The following is a 20,227-nucleotide window of genomic DNA, read 5'->3' on the forward strand; positions in this document are numbered from 1 at the left end:
AAAACAACAACCTCGCGGGGCCGGCGCCCCCCCCCCCCGCCGCCCCCCCCGGCCGCCGCGCCGCCCGCCCGCGCCCGGCGGGCCCCGCCCCCCCGCCCCCGCCGGGGCGTCATAGAATTGCATGTGATGGGAATCACGGGTATAAAAGTATTTCATTGTGTACAAGCGTATCCAGAATCGTTCGGACGCGCTCGGTGGGTCATTGACCGCTGTCGCACAACCGCTCTGACCGACCAACGAAGCCGTTACGGATCGAGAAACATGAAAAAGCCAATACTCACCGGCCTCTTTGGCCTCCTCGTGGTTGTCGTCGCCGCGCTGGCGTTCATCAACGCCGCGCTATCTGGCGGCACCAGCACCGCACGAAGCAAGCTCACACTCATAGCCCCCGCAGCCCCGGGCGGAGGATGGGATGGATTCGCCCGCGAATCCCAGCAGGCGCTTCGCGGAGCGGGAATCGTCAACAACCCACAGGTCGTCAACGTTCCGGGTGCCGGTGGCACGATCGGATTGAGCCAGTTTGTTCAGACCCCGGGTCGCGAGGACGCTTTGCTCGTCACCGGCGGAGTAATGGTCGGGGCCATCGCGTTGGCCGACAACCCGGAATCCATGGCCGATGTGGTTCCCATTGCCCGATTGGCCGACGACTACGCCGCCCTGGTGGTGCCCGCCGATTCCCCCTTCCAGAGCTTGGATGACTTCTTGGTTGCGTGGAAAGCCAACCCGGGAGCCAACTCGATCGGCGGTGGATCACTGGGCTCGATCGACCACCTGCTCAGCGGGTTGGTCGCGCAGAAAGTCGGCATCGACCCGACCAAGGTGAACTACGTTGCCTACTCAGGCGGCGGCGAGGCGTTGACCTCGCTGCTCTCACACACCACGGCCGCCGGAATGTCCGGCTACAACGAGGTCAGTGACCAGATCGAGGCCGGCACGCTGCGCGCCCTGGCCATCTCTTCCCCCGAGCGGCTGGAAGGCGTGGATGTCCCCACCTTCATCGAGCAGGGCGTTGATGCTTCAATGTCCAACTGGCGGGGAGTCGTCGCAGCACCCGGCATCAGCGACGAAGCCAAGGCAGTCTTCGTGGAGATCATCACCGAAATGCATGCCTCGGACCTCTGGAAGGAATCCCTGGAACGCAACAACTGGACGGACACCTTCTCCACCGGCGATGAATTCGCGGGATTCATCGAGGAAGAAGTGGCCACCGCCAAAGACATCGTCAAGGAGCTGGGACTGTGACCGTCACCAAGGAAGAAAACGAAAACTCAGCAAACGTTCCGCGGCGCAGGGGAGGGTTTTGGTCAGGACGCAGCGAATTCATCGTCGTCGGACTGCTCTACGCCATCGGCATCTTCCTGGCCATCGGCACCGCGCAGATGAACGTGCAAGGCAGTGCCTCTCCCGGACCGCGGCTCTTCCCGATCCTGGTGTGCCTCGTTCTGTTCCTCAGCGGAACGCTGCTGGCCGTCCAGATCCTGCGCAAACCCAATGTGCCCGATAACCGGGTCCACCCGGGGCACGGGGAATTCTCCGCCGACATGCTCCGCGACATTGCCCAGATTTCTCCCGTTCCCACGATCCCCGCGGCCGCCCCCGCCGATCATGGCGAATCCGTGGCCAAGACCTGGAAAACCTTCTCGGATTGGCGCACCACCTCATTGGTCTTCGGCGCCGTCGTGCTCTTCATTGCCATCCTGAACCCCGTCGGCTGGATCCTCAGCGCCACGATGCTCTTTTGGATCATCTCCTACGCCCTGGGCAGCAAGCGCAAGCTCTTTGACTTCGGCGTTGCCATCATCTTCGCCTCGTGCACCCAGCTGGCCTTCAGCGCCGGACTTGGACTGAACCTGCCTTCGGGCTTCCTGGGAGGGATTCTCTAATGGATCAACTCATGCTACTCATGGAGGGCTTCTCCCATGCGTTGACGCCCATGAACCTCCTCTGGGTGCTGATCGGCGCGGTTCTCGGCACCGCCGTCGGCGTGCTTCCGGGCCTGGGCTCGGCCATGGCCGTGGCCTTGCTGCTGCCTGTCACCTTCTCTCTGGAACCCACCGCCGCGTTCATCATGTTCGCCGGAATCTACTTCGGCGGACTGTTCGGCGACTCCACCTCGGGTATCCTGCTCAACACCCCGGGGAACTCCTCGGCGATCGCCTCCACCTTCGAGGGACACCGCATGGCCAAGAACGGGCATGCGGCCAAGGCACTGGCCACCGCCGCCATCGGCGCCTTCATCGGAGGCCTGATCGCCACGGTGCTCGTGGTGTTCTTTGCCCCGACGCTGGTCAAGCTCGCCACCGTGTTCGGTCCGGCCGAGTACTTCGCGCTGGCGGTCTTCGCCTTCCTGGCCATCTCCGCCGTCGTGGCCGAGTCCGTGATCCGCGGCGTTGCCGCGCTGGGCATCGGACTGGCGCTGGCACTGGTGGGCATCGACGGCCCCAGCGGCACTGCACGCTTCACCCTGGGCATGCCGCAACTATTTGACGGCATATCGGTCATCGTCATCACCGTCGGCCTGCTGGCGCTCGGCGAGGTCCTGAATGTCGCCTCCCGCATCCACCGCGATCCTCTGGTGACTCAGGTCAAATCCGGCGGACGGGCCAGGCTCAACTTCGCCGACTTCAAAAAGGCCCTGCCAGCCTGGTTGCGCGGAACCGCCTTCGGAGCGCCGTTCGGGCTCATTCCCGCCGGCGGCGCCGAGGTCCCGACCTTCCTGGCCTACGGCACGGAGAAGCAGCTGGCCAAGCGCCGCAACGACCCGGAGTTCGGCAAGACCGGTTCCATCCGCGGCCTTGCCGCCCCGGAGGCGGCCGCCAACGCAACGGCAGGAACCGCCATGGGCGCGCTGCTGGCCCTGGGCCTGCCGACCTCCGCCACCGCGGCGATCATGCTGGCCGCGTTCCAGCAGTACGGCATGCAGCCGGGCCCGCTCCTGTTCGAGCGCAGCGGGGACTTGGTCTGGGCGCTTTTGGCCTCGCTGTTCATCGGCCTGTTTATCCTGCTGATGATCAACCTGCCGTTCGCCAGCGTGTGGGCGAAGCTGCTGACCATCCCCAAGCACTACCTCTACGCCGGGATCACGGTCTTCTCGATGCTGGGCGTCTATGCGATCAGCTCCTCGGTCATCGACCTGTGGATGCTCGCCGGCGTGGGCCTGGTCGGTTTCATGATGCGCCGCTTCAACATCCCGCTGGCCCCGGTGCTGATCGCCGTCATCCTCGGCCCCATGGCCGAGACCGAACTGCGCCGCGCACTGGCCGTGTCCGAGGGCGACCTGGGGATCCTGGTCGGCAGCCCGATCACGCTGACGCTCTACCTGGTGCTCGCCGCGGCGCTGCTGGTCAGTGCATTCCAGCACCTGCGCCACCGCCACATCAACCGCCTGGCCAACACCAAGCGGGCAACGTACGACGCGGACGTCTCCGCCTAGCCAAGACCACGGGGCATCGGCTAGGCGGACCGATGCCCCACAGCGCCTGGACGTATGCGCGCAGTTTTATATGTGCATTATCGGCTGTTGGCTATTTAGCCCCAGGACGGTCTGTGTTGCGAACGCCCGTATTTCACTCGAGTCAAGTCGACAGATGTGTCCTGGGGCCTTTCATCAGAATACTTCTCCTCTGTGGAAAGGATTCCTGCAGGCGGGGCCTTCGCATGCTTGGGGTTTGTGAATTCGTCGAGTCTCCGGTGCCAATACCTCATAGCGCCCGGCAACGATCGTGAGGGCCCGCGGATTTCCCTTGGCCCGGAGGATCCATAGGGTCGCAGTGTAGTGCTTGCCGTGTGCGAGCCAAGGCAATGGCCTTGACTACACACAATCCCCGTGAAGACGGGTTCCCTGGCGACGAAACGGACAGATTACATGTCTGGAGCTGTCCGTTTTGGCGGAAATCCGCGTCGGCGTCGGATACTTCACTTTTTCACATGCCCCTATTCGCTAGCGTTGGCCTGTTCTGCCTGCTGCTTGGCGCGGGCCTCGTCCTGCGCGTCGAGGCGCAGCAGGTGTCCGCGGTCGATGTCGGCCTTCTCCTTGGCCAGCGCCTTGTCGCTGGCTGAGATGTCGCGCGGGGGCAGCTGGAGCGAGCGCTCGGCCTCAATGCCTCCCTGCAATTGGCGGGCCCGCTCGGTCTCCGCATCGAGCACCGCGCCAAAGAGGAGCGAGAGGTTTGCGATCCACAGCCAGAGCAACAATACGATCACCCCGCCGATGGTGCCGTAGGTTTTGTTGTAGTTCCCGAAGTTGGAGACGTAGAAGAAGAAGCCCAAGGTTGTCAGGGAGAGCACCGCCAGCGCCGCGACCGAGCCCGGGCTCAGCCAACGCACCCTGGGCTGCCTGACGTTCGGGGTTCCGTAGTACAGTGCCGCGATCAACCCCACGGCACAGAGCACCAGCACCGGCCACTTGGCAATGTTCCACACCGTCAAGGCTTCATCGCCCAGTCCCACTGCCTCGCCGATGCCACGGGCCACCGGGCCGGAGACCACCAGCATGACCGCCATCAGCGCGGTGACCAACAACAGGGCAGCGGTGAGCAATAGCATTAATGGCTTGAGTTTGTAGAAGGGGCGGCCCTCGGCCACGCCGTAGATCTTGTTCACGCTCCGGCCGAACGCACCTACGTAGCCCGAAGCACTCCACAGGGCGCCGGCGAGGCCGACAAAGAAAGCGAACCCGGCAGCGCGCGTGCCGGAAAGCTGCTCGATGGGCTGCTGCAGAGTGGTGGCCACTTCCGGGCTGGCCACGTTCTCGATCACCTGGAGCATCATCTGCGTGGTGGACTCGGCCTGCCCGACGATCCCCAACAGCGAGACCAGCGCCAACAGTGCCGGGAAGATCGCAAGGATCCCGAAGTAGGCCAGAGTTGCGCCGAGGTCCGTGCATTTGAGCCTGGAGAATTCGTGCACCGAGCGTCCTAGGGCGTATTTCCAAGAGGCCGCGTTCATGTCGTTTGGGGATTCGGGCTTGCGTTCGTCCTCCGGTTCCGGGGCCAGTGCGTCCTTCGCCGCAGTCTCGGCCGCGGTGCCGGTTCCGTCCGTTGCTTGGCTTCGCTTCGACATTTTGCACCTCGATCATCGTTGGTTCGCGATTCATGCTCATGGCCCGCCCACAGTCAAACATGGGCCATTGCCCTGCACAACCACCCGTTGTGACGTTCCCGGGCCGCTGGCCTGGGTTCTTGCGGTGTGATTGGACCCTATCAAGGCCGACCGACGCGGTTTTCGGGTGTCCCGCCTGTACCTTGCGGGCACTGCCCCACACCAACGTTGCGGGGAGGCCATGGTCCGGGGGACGCCCGCCTGGAGCCTCGCGGGGGTTCCCGGGCGGCAATGAAAAGAGACATTGACGTGTGCGCATTCCATTTTGTGTGCCGACCATGGCTGCGCGTTTCATCTGGGTAGGATCGGTGTAAAGGTTGATCAGCGATCGGCCTCCGCGACCAACGTAAGGGATTCCGAATGTGCATGCTCTACCGGGTCACGTACGGCCCCCGGCTCGGTGCCCGGTTTGTTCATCCGGCCCATGAGGAAAATCTCGGAACATATCAAGGCTTGCTTCAAGCAAAGGATGCGGCCGAAGTCGAATTTGGAATCCTCACGTGGAGCCAGGCGCCAAATGCGGCTTGGACGGCGAACCTTCCAAACGGAAACGGCGTCGAAATCACCGGCATAAGCCGGGCAAAGTCGGTCGAGGCCACCATCGTTACCGGCCCCTGAGTCCCGGTCGGCTGTCGGGGGAGCGACGAATAGCCCCTAGGCTGCCTCGAGGATCGGGTGGGGCCGGCGTCCGTGAGAAGGCCATTGAAATGGTTTCCCCGCTGACCTGCGCAGGGTCCCCAAGAGGCTGCGCCCCGGACAGGATATCAATTTCGGCGGGAACAGCCGACAGTAAGTAAGCCCCACCCTTTCCTTGCGGAATCGGGTGGGGCTTATTTATTGGGTGGCGTACATAACCCTTCCAGAGCGAATGCACGCTATTTAGTTGTGGCGCCAAATGTACCCCGAAGGGGATTCGGCCGTCTACGGTGAGTAGCGACCGGGCAGGGCTACTTGTCCTTGAGGTCTTTGGCGGCGTCCTTGATGTTTTCGCCGACCTGCTTGGCCTTCGCTGCGGCCTGGTCCTTGTGGCCTTCTGCCTTGAGGTCCGGGTTGTCGGTGGCGTTGCCCGCGACTTCCTTGACCTTGCCGGCTACTTCCTGGGCTTTGTTGCTGATCTTGTCTCCGAGTCCCATGTGGGTTTCCTTTCGATGATCTGGCTTACCTTTTCGACCCTAGGTCCCGTTTCTGATCAAACGCTGGGAATTTAGCTAGCCTAGCTAGTTATTGTGATGCTTGCCACGAACGAACAACAAGTCTTGTTAACGGCATTTGACTAGGCTAGGCTCGTGCGTTGTGCGCAGCGGCAGGTCCACGCCGCCGGTCGGCTTTCCTGTCTTGGGGGCACGAAAGACACCGGGTTTCGATCCGTTCACCGGCTCACTCGGGACCGAATGCAACGCGGCCACAATGCATCACTTTCGAAACACGCCAGAGAGTTCCGCGTCTCGAAGCTGATTCTCACCGGAACCTTCCGGACGTGAAAGAGCCCCGCCACTGAATGGGTCACCGGCGGGGCTCTTGCGTATTCGGGTGCTTGGGGTACCCGAATACAGTTATGCAGACTCTTGGGGGATGCCTGCATGCATGCAACGCTATATGAAATGACATCCTCTGTCTAAAACTTCGGGCAGGAAACGCAATTGAGCCCCACCCTTGACGAACCCTCCGCGGGACATCGTCGTGTTGGAAAGGAGTCCATGCCCGCTCGTCTTCGCTTGCAATGGGGAAACTGACCGTTGTATCCCATTGTTGATAGCTAAGCCAAAATTGCCGGTTCTAACACCCTGCCGGGGTGTGGAAGGCGCGGAAAGCGGAGAAGAATTCTGCGGCCCCAGATGACCCGCAACTGCTGGCAATCAGGTATCCGTAGCCAGCAATGGCTACAGCGAACCCGGTAATGGCAATGGCGAGCAAGACCCAAACGGTTTGATTCCGGCTGATACGAGTGGTCATGTTGTCTCCGCTGATCGGCGATTCAGATTCGTCTCGAGGTTTTTTACGGTAGCAGTACGCCTGTGCAGCTGTTCTCGAAATTGATTTAATATCGATCTTCATCTAAATCGAAAATGACAATAATCGGTGTGTGCGTTGACCGAAAACGATTGTTTTTCGCGCTGTTCACGTTTCCTTAAGTGGAACCCATAAGAGACTATGTCTCAATTCTTGCGAGGTAAGCTCACACTATGTCCGAGACCGACCCTGTATTGGAATTGAATCCCGAGCCTGGCACCGTCGTGGAGCTCGTCAAGAAATTGCTCGACGAGCCTTGGCCACGGTCCGATGAAGAACGCGAAATCCTATTCGCGCACCTTGGATTCAAATCAGGGATCCGATACGAGCTAGAGAACGAAGAATCACCACACCAGATGACCGAGCTGGACATCGGCCTCGGCATACAAGTGCTTGGCTCATGGGACACGTATAACCAGGAGTTCCTCGGTGTGACCGTCCAGCTTTACAGCACTCAAGAATCCGGCGGTCCAGCTGCTCAAAGCGGATTCAACGAACTACGGATCCAGCTCTCCGAACTCTTTGGAAAACAGGATCATCCGTGGGACAAGGAAGGGACGCCGCCTTGCATTTGGGAAGCCAGCGGCCGGACGATTACTACATACCTCTTCAACCGTCGGGACAGCAGTGTGATGTTGAGCGTCGAAGATACGGCTCTAGCTGCTGTTGCAGAGGCCGATTCAGTTTCCGGCTGAGCAATTGTCATTTTCCAAAGTCGTCTCCACTTAGATCGGGCGACCGCTAGCGGAATGATGCCCGGCGCAGCTTGACGTCGACAAGGGTTATCTAGAACTGGAGCTTGCCGGCGAACTCTGGCTGGAACTTCCCGGTTTTCAGTTCGACGACGACGTAGCACAGCTGCTCCACGTGGACGAAGAGCAGGCCGAGGTAGAAGTCGTCGCCGTCCACGTCGAAGTGGACCTGCCGGCCGACGAATGCGAATCCGGGTCCGAGCTCGCGCAGGGTTTCCACGATGCGGTCCATGAGGGCCTGCTCGAGGTTCCGTTCGGCGATCTCCCCGGTGAGGCCCAGGAATTCCAGGGCGTAGGGGTCCTTGGCCATTTGCTGCACCAGTTCCGAATCCTGTTTTGCCAGGTGCCGGTCCGTTCGAGCGTCTTGTTCATGATCATGTTCATCAGGACGTTCCTGGACCAGCCGTGTTCCACGGTCGCGGATGCGTACCAGTCGCGGGAATTCAGGGGGGCTTGTCCAGCACGACCCGGATGTGGCCCCACGGCAAATGTCCCACAGGCTGTGGGACATTTGCGTTCCAGTCAGGCCATGCGGCTGCGAAGGCACGCATGTACTGTAGATTGCTGCGGGACAGTCCGGTCATGTCCGGGAATTCCCGGCGCAGGTCCTCGGCGAGCCTGGTGATGACGGCGCTTCCCCACCCCTGGCGCTCCTGCTCTGCCAGGATCCGGTTCCCGATGTTCCAGTACAGGTCGATGAGGGCGGTGTTCACGATCGGTTGGGCCTGCACCTTCGCCGAGCGGACGTGGTCCTTCAGGTCGGTGAGGAATTGTGCGTAGCCGTCGGGAGCGAGGGAACTGGTGGTGGACGTGGTGAGCAGTTTACCGGCGGCCTCCTGGGCGACAAAGGCAAAGATCCTTCTGCTTTGTCGGTTCCCAGGGAAAGCAAGCCAACAGGGTCGTATGCGTCATCCGGCTCAACGATTTCATTCGGCACTTGATGCCGGGAGCGGACGGAGTAGCGAGGCGCCGGCCCAGCCGGTGTTTGGATTCGGTTGCGCCGCCGGGCGGCGTGGGTTTTCTAATTAGCGATGGCGGCCTCTGCTTCGTCCAGCACGGCGTTGAATCCCCCGTGGCGGAAGCGGTCCCGTTGGATGCCGGCCCCGGTGCCCTGGTCGACGAGCCGGGTCAGACCCGCTGAGACGTACTCGGCGTCTCCGTTCCGCTTCAGGGCGTGCTGGATGTAGTCCATCAGGCTGCGCAGCATGTTCACCGCCGAGGTCTTCTTCCCGTCAAGCGGGTCGACGTGGTTGCCTTGCAGCCCGAACTTGGCCGCCTGCCACTGGGCTAGGTCCAGTGCATCCGCCAGTGGTGGGATGACCGGGGGCGCACCGTTGAGGCTGGTGTCCACCAGAGACCTTACGATCAGGGCGAGCAGGACGGTGCCGGAGGCACTCATCTGGGCATCGGCTACGCGAACCTCCACGGTGGGGTAGCGCGTGGAGAGCCGCGCGCCCCAACTGATGTGCCCGGAATCCAGCACGACGTCGGAGTCGAGCATGACCTGCATCCGCCGATGGTAGTCCGGCAGGTTAAGGAAGTGGGGCGGGATGCCCTGGATGGCCCAGCGCCGGTAGTGGATGTTTCTCCAAGAAGCGAAGCCGGTGTCGCCTCCGCGCCAGTAGGGCGAGTTGGACCCGCAGGCGGTCAGGACCGGGAGCCATCGGCGCAGTTCGTTCAGTGCAATGACGCCGGAGTCCGGGTCCTCGATGCCCACATGAACGTGCAGGCCCGAGAGATAATGCTCGGTGGCGATTCCCTCGCACAGAGACGTGATGGCCCGGTACCGGTCGGTCGGGGTCACCACGGCCGGGGCGTCGGGGATGCGCGGGGGAGTGCCCAGCGCAACCACCCGGAGGCCAAGCTCGATCGTCGCCCGCGACAAAGCCGTCCGGTAGTTTCGCACCGTGGCCAGGGCCTCGGCACCCTCTGTGCAGACCGGGCTGTTGCTTTCCACCTGGCAGGCGAGGAATTCGCCGACGGTGTTGGCACCGCCCACCGTGAGTTCCAGCAGTTCGGTCCTCGCCGAGGCCGGCGGTGCGCAGGGCAGGCCGGTGATCGGGTTGATGATGAAAAATTCTTCCTCCATGCCAAAGGTACGCATGGTGTGTACCTACTTTCGCTTGGCGAGTTCGGATTCTTTGGAAGCGGCGTGGCTCCGGTTCCCTCGAACATGGGAGCCAGGCCGGTGGATCGTTGGAGCATCAGGCGATCGCGAACGATGGTTATACGGTGAACGAGTGAGTTCGGGAGTCTATGGGTGTCGGATCGGCCCTGTGCCGCCGAGCGGGCCCATCCGCTCGAGGACCATCTGGGGATCCTTGGGCGGGCTGGTTGTCCGGAAACCGTAGAACGTTTCGCAGTTGCCGCACCAACAGTCGACTTCCCACACGGCCGGCCCACCACCGGCGGGATTTCTTACCGCACGGACGCGCTCATAAACCAGATAATCGTCTGTTTCGCAGAGATCGCAGGTCGGATGCGCTCCGTGCATTTGGATCAAGGCGTTGGTGCGTTCGTTTGGAGGTGACGATGGCGGGCTTGTGCGGTGTCCAGCCGCAATGACATGTGATGCTTTCATGGGCTTGTCCTCGGAGAGTTCCTTCGAAAAAGAAGACGTTTTCGGGTGGCGCTCGTATTGCGCATGTCAATGATGGAGCATGAAAACGAGGCATTCAATAGCCCAGGCGGTGGCCTGCCGACCCACACATCTTGTGGCCGGATCCGAGTTGGGAAAATCGCAACGGGACCGAGCCCACGGAACGTGAAGCCTGCAAAAAGTCGGGAATGGGCAATGGATGCATGCTGTCCACGGGATTAACATGGTGGTGACGTTTTGTTCCAGCATGCACCAGAAAGGTGTTCGTCATGTTGCCCATCATCATTGCCATTGTGGCCGTCATCCTGCTGTTCACCGGCGGCTTCGTCCAGTCCCTCCAGTTCTTGCTCTGGGTGGGCATTGTGTGCCTCATCGTCTCCGCGGTCATGTTCATCATGCGATCGATGTCGGGCCACCGCAGCGCCTAGCACGAATAGCCCCGGCCGGAACGGGGCGCCCATACCAAGGAGACGTGGCCATCGACCTGTGGCCAGTCAGAATGGCCGCGCCACCGAAAACCAGCCCCGGCTTGGAGAGTCCCGCAGGTGAGGTCATCGACCCCGAGACGGGATTCGTGGAGGCGGGGCGGGGCGGGTCTGCGCCTAATCACGGGGTGGACCCGCCTGCCGCATTCCCTTGCACCGAGGGGGAGCCTTCATCCTTACCGTGGGGTTCAACATGGTCGGAGGACCCTTGTCCATGATTCATCGCAGGCACACCGTGCCGAGGAAGTAAGGCCCCGGAACTTCAACCCGGTTGGCAGGTCCGCCCGGTCCATGCGAGCCGGCCGGAGAATGGGCCAGACAGAAAACCGGGGACCCCGCCGCACAGTGCAGCGGAGTCCCCGATTCCGCAGACTCGGATCGGTCAGAGATCCCGAGCCCGGCCCATCCGGCTTACTTGTCGGTCACGTCCTTGGCCGCGTCCTTGAGGTGCTCACCGGCCTGCTTGGCCTTCGCCACGGCCTGGTCCTTGAGTCCCTCGGCCTGCAGGCTCTCGTTGTCGGTGGCATCCCCGACCTTCTCCTTCACCTTGCCCGTGGCGTCCTTGGCCGCGTTGCTGATCTTGTCTCCGATGCCCACGGCAATACTCCTTTGATTCGTGGTTGCGGAAATGATTGCCGGACCAATTTACTGGCCGCCACGCGGATCACTCGCGGCGCGGAAGCCGGGCCCGGCGGGTCGGCAATGTTGTTGCCAACGACTGTGGGCGGGAGGCTGCAATGAGTGACCCCCCGCCAAGAGGTTCACGCCCCAGCTCCGCTAGGGGCCCAGATGATCGGTGCGGCCAGTTCGCCTGGATGCTGGTCGCTCGGGCGTGCTGTCCACATGCACTTCGGTGTCTTGTCCGGGTACAGGACCCAATCGTGGAAGCATCGGGTCGTCCACCGAATCGGGTCGGTGTTCCCCATGCTCGGAGACGGCATCCTTGCGCAGGCGCGGGTGCCCGGGGGCAAAGTCGTCGTGGACCACACCCGCAACGCGGATCACGTGCCTTTCCCGAACCACGTGGACGGTGTGCTCCTCCGGGGCGGTGGCATCCGGTTTCTCCCGCGCGTCATGTCCGTCGTTGGGCTGCCGGGGATCCAGCCCGGTCGTGGCCTCCAGGCTTCCCACCCCGGCCCGGGAGTAGTAGTCGTAGAGGCACTTTTCGTCCTCTGCGCTCAAGCCTCCGGCGGGATCGATGTCCGGTGCGTCCTTCACCAAATCCTTGGGGAACTTCACATAGAGGTTTCCATTGGATACCTCGGCGTCGTTGAGCGGCACGAAGTTTTCGGTGCTTCCCAGGAATCCCGTATGCACGGCGATAAAATCGGGGATGCCGGTCCGGTCATCGAGGTAGATGTGGCCGAGGGTCCCGATCATCTCGCCGTCCGATCCGAAGACCTTGGCATTGGATTCCAGCAGGCCCTTGAGCTCTTCATGGCTCAGCATGATGGTGCCCTTTCGAGAAAATCCTTGGGCGCGCCGATCCGTCAGATGCGGTCTGGGGAATCGGCACGAAGCCTACGCATCCATCAGACCACCGGGTACCGTGCCGATCAAGGGAACCCAACGGGTTTCGGGAGTCTTTTGGGCCGCGCATCCCCTGGGCGTAGCGATTTTCCCAACCCGTCGCCTCCCGAACGCTTCCGGATGGACAGCGAGGCAACAGCGGCAACCTGTTGGAACGGCATGAACCATGCTTGGTGCTTTCCTCCGAATTCCTGCATCGGGGTTTCAGCCGCGGAAACGGATCGTGAGTTGTGCTGGGTCCAGACGGTGCGGGAACGCCCCCGGGAGGGCCCGATTTTCGATGGGGCACACACCTTCGGGCGAATGCCAATCGTCGCGTGTTTTCTCCGTATCGAACAACTCAGTGTGTGGCGGGCAACAAGCTGAAGTGGCCGACATGGCGTTCGTTCGAACAGCAAGGTGGGGCAAACCCGGTGGCACGTTCACCTGGCGGCGTCCGGAGCCGCCGGTGCATTGTCCCGGCGCTGACGACTCAGTGCCTTGGTGCGCACTGGCCTTGACCGGTGCCGGGCCGGAAAATCGGCCCTGTTGCCAGCATGCCGGGCTGCTCCCCGGCATGTCGATTGCCTCGTAGACCCAGTGACCCTTCCGCCGGCCCCGGCCCGCACCAGATCGCCGCCAGCCTGCGCAGGCGGGAAACCCCGAGAATTCTGATGCGGCCGAGAAGGACAAATCGAGAAGGTGAAGGGGCGCTTTGGGCGTGGCAGGGTCCTGCCGGGGTATTCGTTGGTAGGGTTCGATCTCAACCTGCCAACCAGGCAGGTTCGCCACGGCGAAAAGAGGAACCGATGAGCTACAAGGTCACCCATCACGGAGGCAATCGCGAGGACCACACCTCGCGAACCGGGTACAAGGTTCTTCCCAGCGGAGTGCTTCAGATCATCAGCGTCCCCGAGAGCGGATACAGCAAGGTGCTTTCCGAATACGGCCCGACGGGGTGGTTGGCCGTCGAGGGAACGCGCATCCTTGACTTCACCGACGTGCACCAGGGGTCGGATGGAAAAATCGTCAACGGAACCTACCACCAAGAGGCCTAGCCCTTGTCGGGATGAGCACCCTGGTCGTTGGCCCTTCACCTCAGGGGGTTGCCGGGTGGTGAGCCGGCGACGTGGCCGCGTGCTGCTCGGCGACCAGGTATTCCTCCACCGCCAGTTCGGGCACGCGGTAGGACCTGCCGAACCGCACGGCGGGCAGCTCCCCGGCATGCACCAGCCGGTAGACGGTCATTTTCGACACCCGCATCGACACGGCCACCTCGGACACCGTGAGATAGTGCGCGTTCTCGAACCTCTGCAGATCAACCATGACGTCCCCATCCGTTTGTCCGTCGTCCCCACGACGGAGCGGTGAACACGTGTACCTTCAACCACAGGTGCAACGTTGTGCTCATCGTAAACACAAACCTCCCGCGAGCAACAGAGGTTTGTTCCCGGCGTGCGGGGCCCGTGGTTGGGATGGATGCCATCCCAATCCTGCCGCCACCAATAGCGGAGAAAGGCAGCTGCACTGCCGTAGCAACCGTTCTTGTTTTGCGCTTTACTGGTCTTATCCCCTTCGGTTCCATTGAAAAAGAGGTCAATGATCATGGACTCGGGCCAGCTAACATGGACCATCATTCTCATCGTCGTGGTCCTGGCAATCATCGCCCTGGCGCTTTTCTTTGGCCGGCACTGGAAGCATGCCAAGGACCACGAAAAGGCGGAGAACCTCCGCCAGGGTGCTGCGGCCGAGGAACGCAACGCACGCGAAGGCCAAGCCAAGGCCGCCCGAGCGGCAGCCGACGCACAGCAGGCAGAGGTTGACGCCGAGCGCCTCCGCGACGAGGCCCGTATCCAGGCCGAGGAGGCCCAATCAGCCCAGTCGCGAGCCGAGGAACAAGCCATGAAGGCAGACTCCCTCGATCCGGAGGTTGAAACCGAAACAAGTGGACGTCACCGCACCGAGGCCACCGGCGCACCGGAGGAACAGTCTGGCGATCCCAACAGGCCGGAACAACCCCGCAAAACCCGGGACGAAGGGGATGGCGGGGACGCTGCACGGTATTGATGCCACCAGGTCGGCTGATCGGAGGACCACGGCTGCCAAGGTCGGAAAACCCGCAAATCAAGGACGAAGAACTCTACGAGGCACTGCGGGAGGCGGGAAACTCGAAGCAGAAATCCGCACGTATCGCCAACGCCGCTGCACGCGACGGCCGCAGGGCCGTGGCCACGCGGGGCGGTCAAGCCGGGGACTACGAGGACTGGACGGTTCCCGAGCTTAGAACACGGGCCAAGGAAATCGGCCTGACCGGATACTCGAAGCAGCGCAAGAGCGAACTGATCAAATCCCTGCGCCATTCATAGCAGGACCCACCCACCGCCAGGAGGCCCCGATGCCAACGAAAACCCCCGAATTCGAGCCCGGCCACGACGACGAAACCGTGGACGAACCCTTCGACGGACGGGAAAGCCAGCCCGTGGCCGAAGGATCTTCAGATGACACCCGGACGTTGGACGCCGTGGACCCGCTGCGGGACGCCGAGCTTTTGGTCGACGAAGGATCCGGCCACGAGGCCCGTGCCGGGGCGGAAGAAATCCCGGTGATCAACGAGGAAGGCCTCGAACCCGAACTCGAACCCTTCGATGTCGCGCCCCCGGACGACGAAGAAGGATAGGGGGTTCAGCAAAGGATCAACGGGCGGTCCGTGCAAGCGCCGGATCGGGGCCTCGGCGGAGACCTTGGGGGTGTCATCTCTTGCAGGTTGCGGTCCGCACCCGTAGCCCAGCGACCGACAACCTTCCACCGCCCGGGCAATGCCATGGATGTCAGGTCGGATCGGGTCTGGGGTCGGGGTACGGGATCGGTGCCGGATCGGGCAACGGCCCCGGCGCCGGTGGATACAGCGGGTCGGGATCAGTGTCCGGCGGCGGAGCCGGGGGATAAAAGGGATCCGGCCCCGGCAACGGGGGAGACGGCGGTTCGGGAACAGGTTCGTGCGCGGGCAGGGTGTCGCCCTGGTGAACGAATGAGCGGCCTAACCCTTGGGAATCCTTCGCTAGCACAGGTGCTCCTCGGTGTTGAGAGCCAAAAGTCCAACCGGATCGGTACGCAATGAAGGGACAGAACCGAAACCAGTCTCAGGTGCCTCTTGGCCATCGTTGCACGCTTCGGCACCGAACGTCTAGGCGTCTTTCGGGCCGGCAGAACAGGTCGGTGGTGGCAGCGGCCCCTGGTGGGGATCCACTGCCCGAACCATGGCCGAGGGCGATGCCAAACCGCATGCCGGGGTTCTGTCTCGGGCCGACGTCGGGTGCCGCATCGCCCGCGAAACCCGGTGCCACGGAAGGGGAAGAACAATGAACCAGCTGGATCTGATCCGGGCGGCGGCCGAGGACGTGGCCTCCGCGCGGGTGCTGCTCCGGGAACGCGAAGAGACGCTGGATGCAATCGTGCAGACCGCCTTGGAATACGGGGTACCCATGGCCCAGGTGGACGAAGCCAAAAGCCCGTCCTGGAACGCGGCCACTCCAACGGCGGACGAGCACCAGGCGCTGACCGCACCCTAGGCGGAGATAGCGCCGCCAAACCCGCAGGGGGAGGCAAAGATTTTAACCCGCACGAATGCCTTGGCATGCGAGGGGTGCCATGGATGCCGCCCCTTCCGGAGGCTGCCTTGATCATGGTGCTAGTGGAGCGCATCATGAGCTTGTCCAGCTCCAAGGACCTGCGGCGAGAGTCCGTTTATCCGGTTAGGCAAGGCGGATCGTGCAAGGCCCCCGCGAAGGGTCCATAAAATGACAGGCACCATCAAGTCCAGCATGGACAAGAAGCCTTGGAGCACCAGTGATGTTTGTGTTCCAAGGCTTTCCTAAAGTAGTTTCTCCACCTTTGGGTGGGCTACTTCGAACCGCTTCGGGAAGATGTCCTAGATCGCGGAAGCGATCCAGATGATCAAGGCAACGATGACCAGAACACCCACGATTGTCCATACAAGGTTGCTTCCACGCATGTAACTCACCTTCGTTCTCTTCGTTGGTAATTTTCATCATCGGCTTGCGGGGCGCCCAATTCAAGACACGCTCCCCGCCCGCTCATCCTCTTTGGGTTGGTCAAACCGGCCGCAGGTGCGCAGCGTGCGTACGTTGCCCCTGCTTCAGCCCTGGCACGGCTGGTCTTTCTCGCCGGCAGGTCGACTGGATGTCTGATGCCGCATCAGGTCCTTCGAGCAGATCGCTTGGATTCATACATTCCCAGCCATTTGCGCGGCCGGCTGGCTCCGTTCGATCTGTTTGGCAGGTGCGCTGCGCACCGCAGCAGAGACTCGTGTCGTTCCGGACTCCGGACTCCGGAGCCGAGTCGGGGCAGCGGCAGTGGGCGCACCACGGAACCCTCAAGCGGATCGCACACATCGAAGACGGCGAAGGTTCGACCTTGACCACCCCTGATGGTGGCAAACGTGTTCTCAAATCCGTTGCCGAAGTTGCTGCTGGTGTCCATCGGACGGCCTCGCTGTCAGCTTCCTTTGGCCCATCCGCCCGCTTTCGCTTCCATATCCCCCAGACAGACAGGGAACCTCGACATCCGATCACCATGTGCCTAGCGTAGGAAGAACCACAGTTCATCTCCCGCCCTCACAGCAGTTACCTGCCCGGATACGGGGTCTTGCTTCAGGGAGCGGAGCGGCCACCACGGCCGAAACCCCAGCCAGGAGGTAGATCAGTGTGACCACTGCACGCGAAATCATGACCGGCAATGTCCAGTGCATCGGCGAGAACGAAACGCTCGCCGCCGCGGCCCGCAAGCTGCGCGATTTCGACATCGGATCCATGCCCATCTGCGGAAATGACAACCGCCTCAAGGGCATGCTGACAGACCGGGACATCGTTGTCGCCTGCATCGCGGAAGGCGGGGACCCGACGACGATGACGGCCGGCGAGCTGGCCCGGGGCAAGCCCCTCACCATCGGTGCCGACGACGATGTCAGCGAGGCACTGGCAACCATGAAGGAACACAATGTCCGGAGGCTTCCAGTGATCGACGGCCACGACCTGGTCGGCATGCTCACCCAAGCCGACGCAGCACGCACCCTTCCCGGGGACCGCATCGGGGACCTGGTTGAGCAGATCTCCGAGCCCGGCGCTGCCCGCACCTGATCATCTTCGTCCACAGGCAGAAGGAGAACAACCATGGAGACACCAGACACCGGCACGCTGATCCGACTCAGCGACAGCGGCGAAACGGTCGCCAACGCGGAAGAGGACATCCGCGACCGGCACGTCAAGGACAAGGACGGCGAGGACATCGGCAAGGTCAGTGACCTGCTTGTCGATGACACCGAGCACAAGGTGCGGTTCATCGAAGTCGCTTCGGGGGGATTCCTGGGCATCGGCCGGGAGAAGACCTTCATACCGGTCGATTCCATCACCGCCATCACCGACGACGAAGTGCGGATCGACCAGACCCGCAGCCACATCGCCGGCTCGCCACCCTACGATCCCAGCCTGGTCCGGGAACGCGCGACATACGGCAGCATCCTGGAGTACTACGGATACGTGCCCTACTGGACGCCCGGCTACCGGTACCCGAACTACCGCCACTAGCGTCGTAGACGCTCACCGCATGGATAACGCAGGTGGGTGACAACCTCGATTGCATCGAAAGGCTTCAGCGATTCTGAATGGCTGAAGCCTTTCGCCGTTTCCGAACCAGGGTCGGGCCACCTGGGCCAAACGCAGGGTCCGGTTGGTTCCGCTTCGGATTCACGGACCGGGATGCAGTGCGCCGTCAGGGTAACGACCGGGACGGCGGGTTATATCGGGCGGATGTTTTCTGCCTGTGGCCCCTTGGGTCCCGGGACGGTATCAAACTCAACTTTCTGGTTCTCTTCCAGGGAGCGGTACCCGCTGCTGGCAATGGCCGAGTAGTGGGCGAAAACATCCGCAGATCCATCATCGGGAGCGATGAAGCCGAAGCCCTTCTCGGAATTGAACCATTTGACCGTACCTGTTGCCATCGTTGCGTCCTTCTGTGGCCTTGATTCGCAACCGGCCGGAAGCCGGTTGCGAGGGATTTACTCCCTGCCGCAATGCTATGTTCGGCTATTCGTGAGGGCAAGGAACAATGCTGAAATGCCGGCAATCACCGCTTCAATGCACGGGCCTCCAAGGGAACCTGGACGCGAGCCCGTTCATCGGCTTGCCACAAGGTGGATCTTGCGGTGAGCCGCACTCCGGACTTGCAAAGACGACTGTAGTCAGCGATTCCCCGTCATGGAAGTAAATCGGGATGCCGGGCCTTTCCAGAGACGATCTTTCGCAGTCAGCGCGAAGACCGCCGCGATGGCCGACATCTCGCAGCTCACCCAAGCACTCGTACGAGGCAAGAGCTGGGCGGTCCTGGACAAGTCTGTTGTCGCTCAGGTCTCCAAGCGCTTTGCGAGTAAGTTCACCTCTCGTCTCACCAAGCAGGGGCTTGGCAAGATCGTACCCGTAGCCGGGATCGCCATTGGTGGCGCCTTCAACTGGGCCACCTTGGAGTCGATCTTTGACGCCGCAGACATTGCGTACCGTCGGCGTTTCCTTCTGGAGAAGAACCCTCGCCTCGCTGATGAGGAAGTACACGGCCTGTTGCCTGATCTCGGCCAGGATGGCTCGGATGACGCAGACGAAGTGATCAGCGTGCTTGACGAGGTGGGCGGACCCGACCTCCACCCAATTCAGGTCGGTTCTCAGTGACCCAACGTTTAGTGAGTCTTGATGACCACGGCGGCCGCGACTCAGATGCAGGCAGGATATCTTCTGTCGTTGAGAGTTTTATGGGTGGTCCCGGGGGAGTCGGCAGCCATGCCCGGGTTCTGTCGTGGGATTTCTGTTTTGAGCATTTTGCAGACTTGGAGCGTGTACGAGGGGACCGGCAGGCCAGTTGCATGCAGCTGGGATATTACTTGGCCAGTTGGGGGATGCTGCGCGGCTCGTCGTACCTGTTCAAGAACACCAATGCTCGGCATTACCTGCAGGCGCTTGACGTGATTGAACGCTATACGCCGGAAATGAGTGGCCTCACCCCGGCACAGTTCGGCGAGCAGCGGACCCAGGAACTGTTGGTTTCTGTGTACCAGGAGCTGGGCGCTGCCTTGCTGCCGGAAGGCGGACGACGAATCACCTTGGTCACCAAGACCATGATGGGAGTATGGGGCGTTTTCCCCTCCCTGGATTCATACTTCATGCAGACCTTTTCTGCCATTGCCAAGGCGGCAGGCAGACGCACGGTGTTCTCCCAATTCGGAGAGAACACCGTGGAACTCATCGGAGAGTTCTATGAGACCCATCAAAGAGAAATTGACGGGCTGGCGACTGCCTACCCGACCGTTGATTTTGCGTCCGGCCTGCCCTCAGGACGGAGCATCCCTGCTGCCAAAGTCATCGACATCTACGGGTTTGGCGCCGCCTACTACCGGTGAGCCTAAGGCGGTTCCAAGGAGCAGATTGCGGATGGCTTACACGCAGCGTTTGGGCGCGGTTTCCGCGACAATATTTCGGGCGGGATCTACGGGATTTCGAAGGCCGTGATTTCGCCGTGTTTACGGATACTTGATCGCCTTATTCTTGGCAGATGAGCTTCGCGGTTGGGGATCGGCTTACGACACTAAGATGCCTTCCAGATGCGTGCCGCTACTTGACCAGAAGACTTCTGTCAGGGTCCTGTGCTGTTAGTGTGCGGTGCGTGCGCATCCTGTGTCGAAAGCTCAAAAACCGGGGTGCGTTTTCCGT

General features: G+C 61.9%; 25 protein-coding genes. 15 read left to right on the forward strand and 10 right to left on the reverse strand.

What is annotated here, in order from left to right; all coding sequences use genetic code 11:
* Positions 1–261: 261 nt before the first annotated feature.
* From ACIQLF_RS18160 to ACIQLF_RS18170, 3 genes are read left to right on the forward strand one after another with little or no spacing between them, the layout of a single operon-like run.
* On the forward strand, positions 262–1,242 hold the full coding sequence (locus ACIQLF_RS18160; RefSeq protein WP_400301514.1) for a Bug family tripartite tricarboxylate transporter substrate binding protein: 981 nt from the start codon (positions 262–264) through the stop codon (positions 1,240–1,242).
* Positions 1,239–1,883 (forward strand): tripartite tricarboxylate transporter TctB family protein, encoded by a 645-nt coding sequence (locus ACIQLF_RS18165; protein ID WP_400301517.1) that lies wholly within the window; start codon positions 1,239–1,241, stop codon positions 1,881–1,883. The genes ACIQLF_RS18160 and ACIQLF_RS18165 overlap by 4 nt, the downstream gene beginning before the upstream one ends.
* Positions 1,883–3,433, forward strand: coding sequence for a tripartite tricarboxylate transporter permease (locus ACIQLF_RS18170; RefSeq protein WP_400301519.1), 1,551 nt, complete (start codon positions 1,883–1,885; stop codon positions 3,431–3,433). The genes ACIQLF_RS18165 and ACIQLF_RS18170 overlap by 1 nt, the downstream gene beginning before the upstream one ends.
* A gap of 500 nt (positions 3,434–3,933) precedes the next feature.
* On the opposite strand, the gene ACIQLF_RS18175 is transcribed toward ACIQLF_RS18170, so the two are convergent.
* On the reverse strand, positions 3,934–5,061 hold the full coding sequence (locus tag ACIQLF_RS18175) for a YihY/virulence factor BrkB family protein (RefSeq protein ID WP_400301522.1): 1,128 nt from the start codon (positions 5,059–5,061) through the stop codon (positions 3,934–3,936).
* 399 nt (positions 5,062–5,460) lie between these two features.
* Here ACIQLF_RS18175 and ACIQLF_RS18180 point away from each other — a divergent pair, with 399 nt between their 5' ends.
* The gene (locus ACIQLF_RS18180; protein ID WP_400301525.1) at positions 5,461–5,718 is read left to right on the forward strand and encodes a hypothetical protein; all 258 of its coding nucleotides are present in this window, start codon (positions 5,461–5,463) and stop codon (positions 5,716–5,718) included.
* A gap of 329 nt (positions 5,719–6,047) precedes the next feature.
* On the opposite strand, the gene ACIQLF_RS18185 is transcribed toward ACIQLF_RS18180, so the two are convergent.
* Together ACIQLF_RS18185 and ACIQLF_RS18190 are read right to left on the reverse strand one after the other, a co-directional pair.
* A complete protein-coding gene (locus tag ACIQLF_RS18185) occupies positions 6,048–6,233 on the reverse strand; it encodes a CsbD family protein (RefSeq protein WP_400301528.1) in 186 nt (61 codons plus the stop codon).
* 643 nt (positions 6,234–6,876) lie between these two features.
* Entirely contained in the window at positions 6,877–7,155 is a 279-nt protein-coding gene (locus tag ACIQLF_RS18190; protein WP_400301531.1) for a hypothetical protein, read from the reverse strand.
* Between the two features lie 128 nt (positions 7,156–7,283).
* Here ACIQLF_RS18190 and ACIQLF_RS18195 point away from each other — a divergent pair, with 128 nt between their 5' ends.
* Positions 7,284–7,805, forward strand: a complete 522-nt coding sequence (locus tag ACIQLF_RS18195; protein WP_400301534.1) for a hypothetical protein — start codon at positions 7,284–7,286, stop codon at positions 7,803–7,805.
* A 91-nt stretch (positions 7,806–7,896) separates the two neighbouring features.
* On the opposite strand, the gene ACIQLF_RS18200 is transcribed toward ACIQLF_RS18195, so the two are convergent.
* The 3 genes from ACIQLF_RS18200 to ACIQLF_RS18210 form a co-directional block, all read right to left on the reverse strand.
* Positions 7,897–8,172, reverse strand: coding sequence for a PDDEXK nuclease domain-containing protein (locus ACIQLF_RS18200; protein ID WP_400301536.1), 276 nt, complete (start codon positions 8,170–8,172; stop codon positions 7,897–7,899).
* Positions 8,173–8,305: 133 nt separating this feature from the next.
* Positions 8,306–8,575 carry a DUF1016 N-terminal domain-containing protein gene (locus tag ACIQLF_RS18205; RefSeq protein WP_400301538.1) on the reverse strand — a complete coding sequence of 90 codons (270 nt, stop codon included), beginning with the start codon at positions 8,573–8,575 and terminating at the stop codon, positions 8,306–8,308.
* Positions 8,576–8,883: 308 nt separating this feature from the next.
* Positions 8,884–9,966 (reverse strand): YbdK family carboxylate-amine ligase, encoded by a 1,083-nt coding sequence (locus ACIQLF_RS18210; RefSeq protein ID WP_400301540.1) that lies wholly within the window; start codon positions 9,964–9,966, stop codon positions 8,884–8,886.
* Between the two features lie 764 nt (positions 9,967–10,730).
* Here ACIQLF_RS18210 and ACIQLF_RS18215 point away from each other — a divergent pair.
* Positions 10,731–10,889, forward strand: a complete 159-nt coding sequence (locus ACIQLF_RS18215; RefSeq protein WP_400301543.1) for a hypothetical protein — start codon at positions 10,731–10,733, stop codon at positions 10,887–10,889.
* 468 nt (positions 10,890–11,357) lie between these two features.
* On the opposite strand, the gene ACIQLF_RS18220 is transcribed toward ACIQLF_RS18215, so the two are convergent.
* Entirely contained in the window at positions 11,358–11,543 is a 186-nt protein-coding gene (locus ACIQLF_RS18220) for a CsbD family protein (protein WP_400301546.1), read from the reverse strand.
* A 180-nt stretch (positions 11,544–11,723) separates the two neighbouring features.
* Positions 11,724–12,395: a PRC-barrel domain-containing protein gene (locus tag ACIQLF_RS18225; protein ID WP_400301548.1), complete on the reverse strand. Its 672-nt coding sequence runs from the start codon at positions 12,393–12,395 to the stop codon at positions 11,724–11,726.
* A gap of 869 nt (positions 12,396–13,264) precedes the next feature.
* Between ACIQLF_RS18225 and ACIQLF_RS18230 the strand changes: the two genes are divergently transcribed.
* Positions 13,265–13,513 (forward strand): hypothetical protein, encoded by a 249-nt coding sequence (locus tag ACIQLF_RS18230; protein ID WP_400301551.1) that lies wholly within the window; start codon positions 13,265–13,267, stop codon positions 13,511–13,513.
* A gap of 40 nt (positions 13,514–13,553) precedes the next feature.
* On the opposite strand, the gene ACIQLF_RS18235 is transcribed toward ACIQLF_RS18230, so the two are convergent.
* Positions 13,554–13,781, reverse strand: coding sequence for a helix-turn-helix domain-containing protein (locus tag ACIQLF_RS18235; protein WP_400301554.1), 228 nt, complete (start codon positions 13,779–13,781; stop codon positions 13,554–13,556).
* Positions 13,782–14,054: 273 nt separating this feature from the next.
* Here ACIQLF_RS18235 and ACIQLF_RS18240 point away from each other — a divergent pair, with 273 nt between their 5' ends.
* The 6 genes from ACIQLF_RS18240 (at position 14,055) to ACIQLF_RS18265 (ending at position 18,058) form a co-directional block, all read left to right on the forward strand.
* Positions 14,055–14,522: a hypothetical protein gene (locus ACIQLF_RS18240; protein WP_400301556.1), complete on the forward strand. Its 468-nt coding sequence runs from the start codon at positions 14,055–14,057 to the stop codon at positions 14,520–14,522.
* On the forward strand, positions 14,522–14,821 hold the full coding sequence (locus ACIQLF_RS18245; protein WP_400301591.1) for a Rho termination factor N-terminal domain-containing protein: 300 nt from the start codon (positions 14,522–14,524) through the stop codon (positions 14,819–14,821). The genes ACIQLF_RS18240 and ACIQLF_RS18245 overlap by 1 nt, the downstream gene beginning before the upstream one ends.
* 29 nt (positions 14,822–14,850) lie before the next feature.
* Complete coding sequence (locus ACIQLF_RS18250; protein WP_400301559.1) at positions 14,851–15,132, forward strand: hypothetical protein; 282 nt, start codon at positions 14,851–14,853, stop codon at positions 15,130–15,132.
* 682 nt (positions 15,133–15,814) lie between these two features.
* Complete coding sequence (locus ACIQLF_RS18255) at positions 15,815–16,024, forward strand: hypothetical protein (protein ID WP_400301561.1); 210 nt, start codon at positions 15,815–15,817, stop codon at positions 16,022–16,024.
* A 1,155-nt stretch (positions 16,025–17,179) separates the two neighbouring features.
* A complete protein-coding gene (locus ACIQLF_RS18260) occupies positions 17,180–17,611 on the forward strand; it encodes a CBS domain-containing protein (RefSeq protein ID WP_400301564.1) in 432 nt (143 codons plus the stop codon).
* A gap of 33 nt (positions 17,612–17,644) precedes the next feature.
* A complete protein-coding gene (locus ACIQLF_RS18265) occupies positions 17,645–18,058 on the forward strand; it encodes a PRC-barrel domain-containing protein (protein WP_400301566.1) in 414 nt (137 codons plus the stop codon).
* 209 nt (positions 18,059–18,267) lie between these two features.
* Here ACIQLF_RS18265 and ACIQLF_RS18270 read toward each other — a convergent pair whose 3' ends face one another.
* On the reverse strand, positions 18,268–18,471 hold the full coding sequence (locus tag ACIQLF_RS18270; protein WP_400301569.1) for a cold-shock protein: 204 nt from the start codon (positions 18,469–18,471) through the stop codon (positions 18,268–18,270).
* A gap of 325 nt (positions 18,472–18,796) precedes the next feature.
* Here ACIQLF_RS18270 and ACIQLF_RS18275 point away from each other — a divergent pair, with 325 nt between their 5' ends.
* On the forward strand, positions 18,797–19,192 hold the full coding sequence (locus ACIQLF_RS18275; RefSeq protein WP_400301571.1) for an EcsC family protein: 396 nt from the start codon (positions 18,797–18,799) through the stop codon (positions 19,190–19,192).
* Between the two features lie 11 nt (positions 19,193–19,203).
* Positions 19,204–19,917, forward strand: coding sequence for a hypothetical protein (locus ACIQLF_RS18280; RefSeq protein WP_400301574.1), 714 nt, complete (start codon positions 19,204–19,206; stop codon positions 19,915–19,917).
* Positions 19,918–20,227: the final 310 nt, after the last annotated feature.

It is taken from the genome of Paeniglutamicibacter sp. NPDC091659, from assembly GCF_044756805.1.
Lineage (GTDB): Bacteria > Actinomycetota > Actinomycetes > Actinomycetales > Micrococcaceae > Paeniglutamicibacter.

Bases quoted from the DNA above. Each gene is read 5' to 3' on its own strand.
- ACIQLF_RS18200 (WP_400301536.1), bottom strand. From the start codon at position 8,172: ATGGCCAAGGACCCCTACGCCCTGGAATTCCTGGGCCTCACCGGGGAG.
- ACIQLF_RS18160 (WP_400301514.1), top strand. From the start codon at position 262: ATGAAAAAGCCAATACTCACCGGCCTCTTTGGCCTCCTCGTGGTTGTC.
- ACIQLF_RS18230 (WP_400301551.1), top strand. From the start codon at position 13,265: ATGAGCTACAAGGTCACCCATCACGGAGGCAATCGCGAGGACCACACC.
- ACIQLF_RS18275 (WP_400301571.1), top strand. From the start codon at position 18,797: ATGGCCGACATCTCGCAGCTCACCCAAGCACTCGTACGAGGCAAGAGC.
- ACIQLF_RS18185 (WP_400301528.1), bottom strand. From the start codon at position 6,233: ATGGGACTCGGAGACAAGATCAGCAACAAAGCCCAGGAAGTAGCCGGC.
- ACIQLF_RS18170 (WP_400301519.1), top strand. From the start codon at position 1,883: ATGGATCAACTCATGCTACTCATGGAGGGCTTCTCCCATGCGTTGACG.
- ACIQLF_RS18190 (WP_400301531.1), bottom strand. From the start codon at position 7,155: ATGAAGATCGATATTAAATCAATTTCGAGAACAGCTGCACAGGCGTAC.
- ACIQLF_RS18250 (WP_400301559.1), top strand. From the start codon at position 14,851: ATGCCAACGAAAACCCCCGAATTCGAGCCCGGCCACGACGACGAAACC.
- ACIQLF_RS18270 (WP_400301569.1), bottom strand. From the start codon at position 18,471: ATGGCAACAGGTACGGTCAAATGGTTCAATTCCGAGAAGGGCTTCGGC.
- ACIQLF_RS18225 (WP_400301548.1), bottom strand. From the start codon at position 12,395: ATGCTGAGCCATGAAGAGCTCAAGGGCCTGCTGGAATCCAATGCCAAG.
- ACIQLF_RS18195 (WP_400301534.1), top strand. From the start codon at position 7,284: ATGTCCGAGACCGACCCTGTATTGGAATTGAATCCCGAGCCTGGCACC.
- ACIQLF_RS18235 (WP_400301554.1), bottom strand. From the start codon at position 13,781: ATGGTTGATCTGCAGAGGTTCGAGAACGCGCACTATCTCACGGTGTCC.
- ACIQLF_RS18210 (WP_400301540.1), bottom strand. From the start codon at position 9,966: ATGCGTACCTTTGGCATGGAGGAAGAATTTTTCATCATCAACCCGATC.
- ACIQLF_RS18240 (WP_400301556.1), top strand. From the start codon at position 14,055: ATGATCATGGACTCGGGCCAGCTAACATGGACCATCATTCTCATCGTC.
- ACIQLF_RS18215 (WP_400301543.1), top strand. From the start codon at position 10,731: ATGTTGCCCATCATCATTGCCATTGTGGCCGTCATCCTGCTGTTCACC.
- ACIQLF_RS18175 (WP_400301522.1), bottom strand. From the start codon at position 5,061: ATGTCGAAGCGAAGCCAAGCAACGGACGGAACCGGCACCGCGGCCGAG.
- ACIQLF_RS18265 (WP_400301566.1), top strand. From the start codon at position 17,645: ATGGAGACACCAGACACCGGCACGCTGATCCGACTCAGCGACAGCGGC.
- ACIQLF_RS18180 (WP_400301525.1), top strand. From the start codon at position 5,461: ATGTGCATGCTCTACCGGGTCACGTACGGCCCCCGGCTCGGTGCCCGG.
- ACIQLF_RS18245 (WP_400301591.1), top strand. From the start codon at position 14,522: ATGCCACCAGGTCGGCTGATCGGAGGACCACGGCTGCCAAGGTCGGAA.
- ACIQLF_RS18255 (WP_400301561.1), top strand. From the start codon at position 15,815: ATGAACCAGCTGGATCTGATCCGGGCGGCGGCCGAGGACGTGGCCTCC.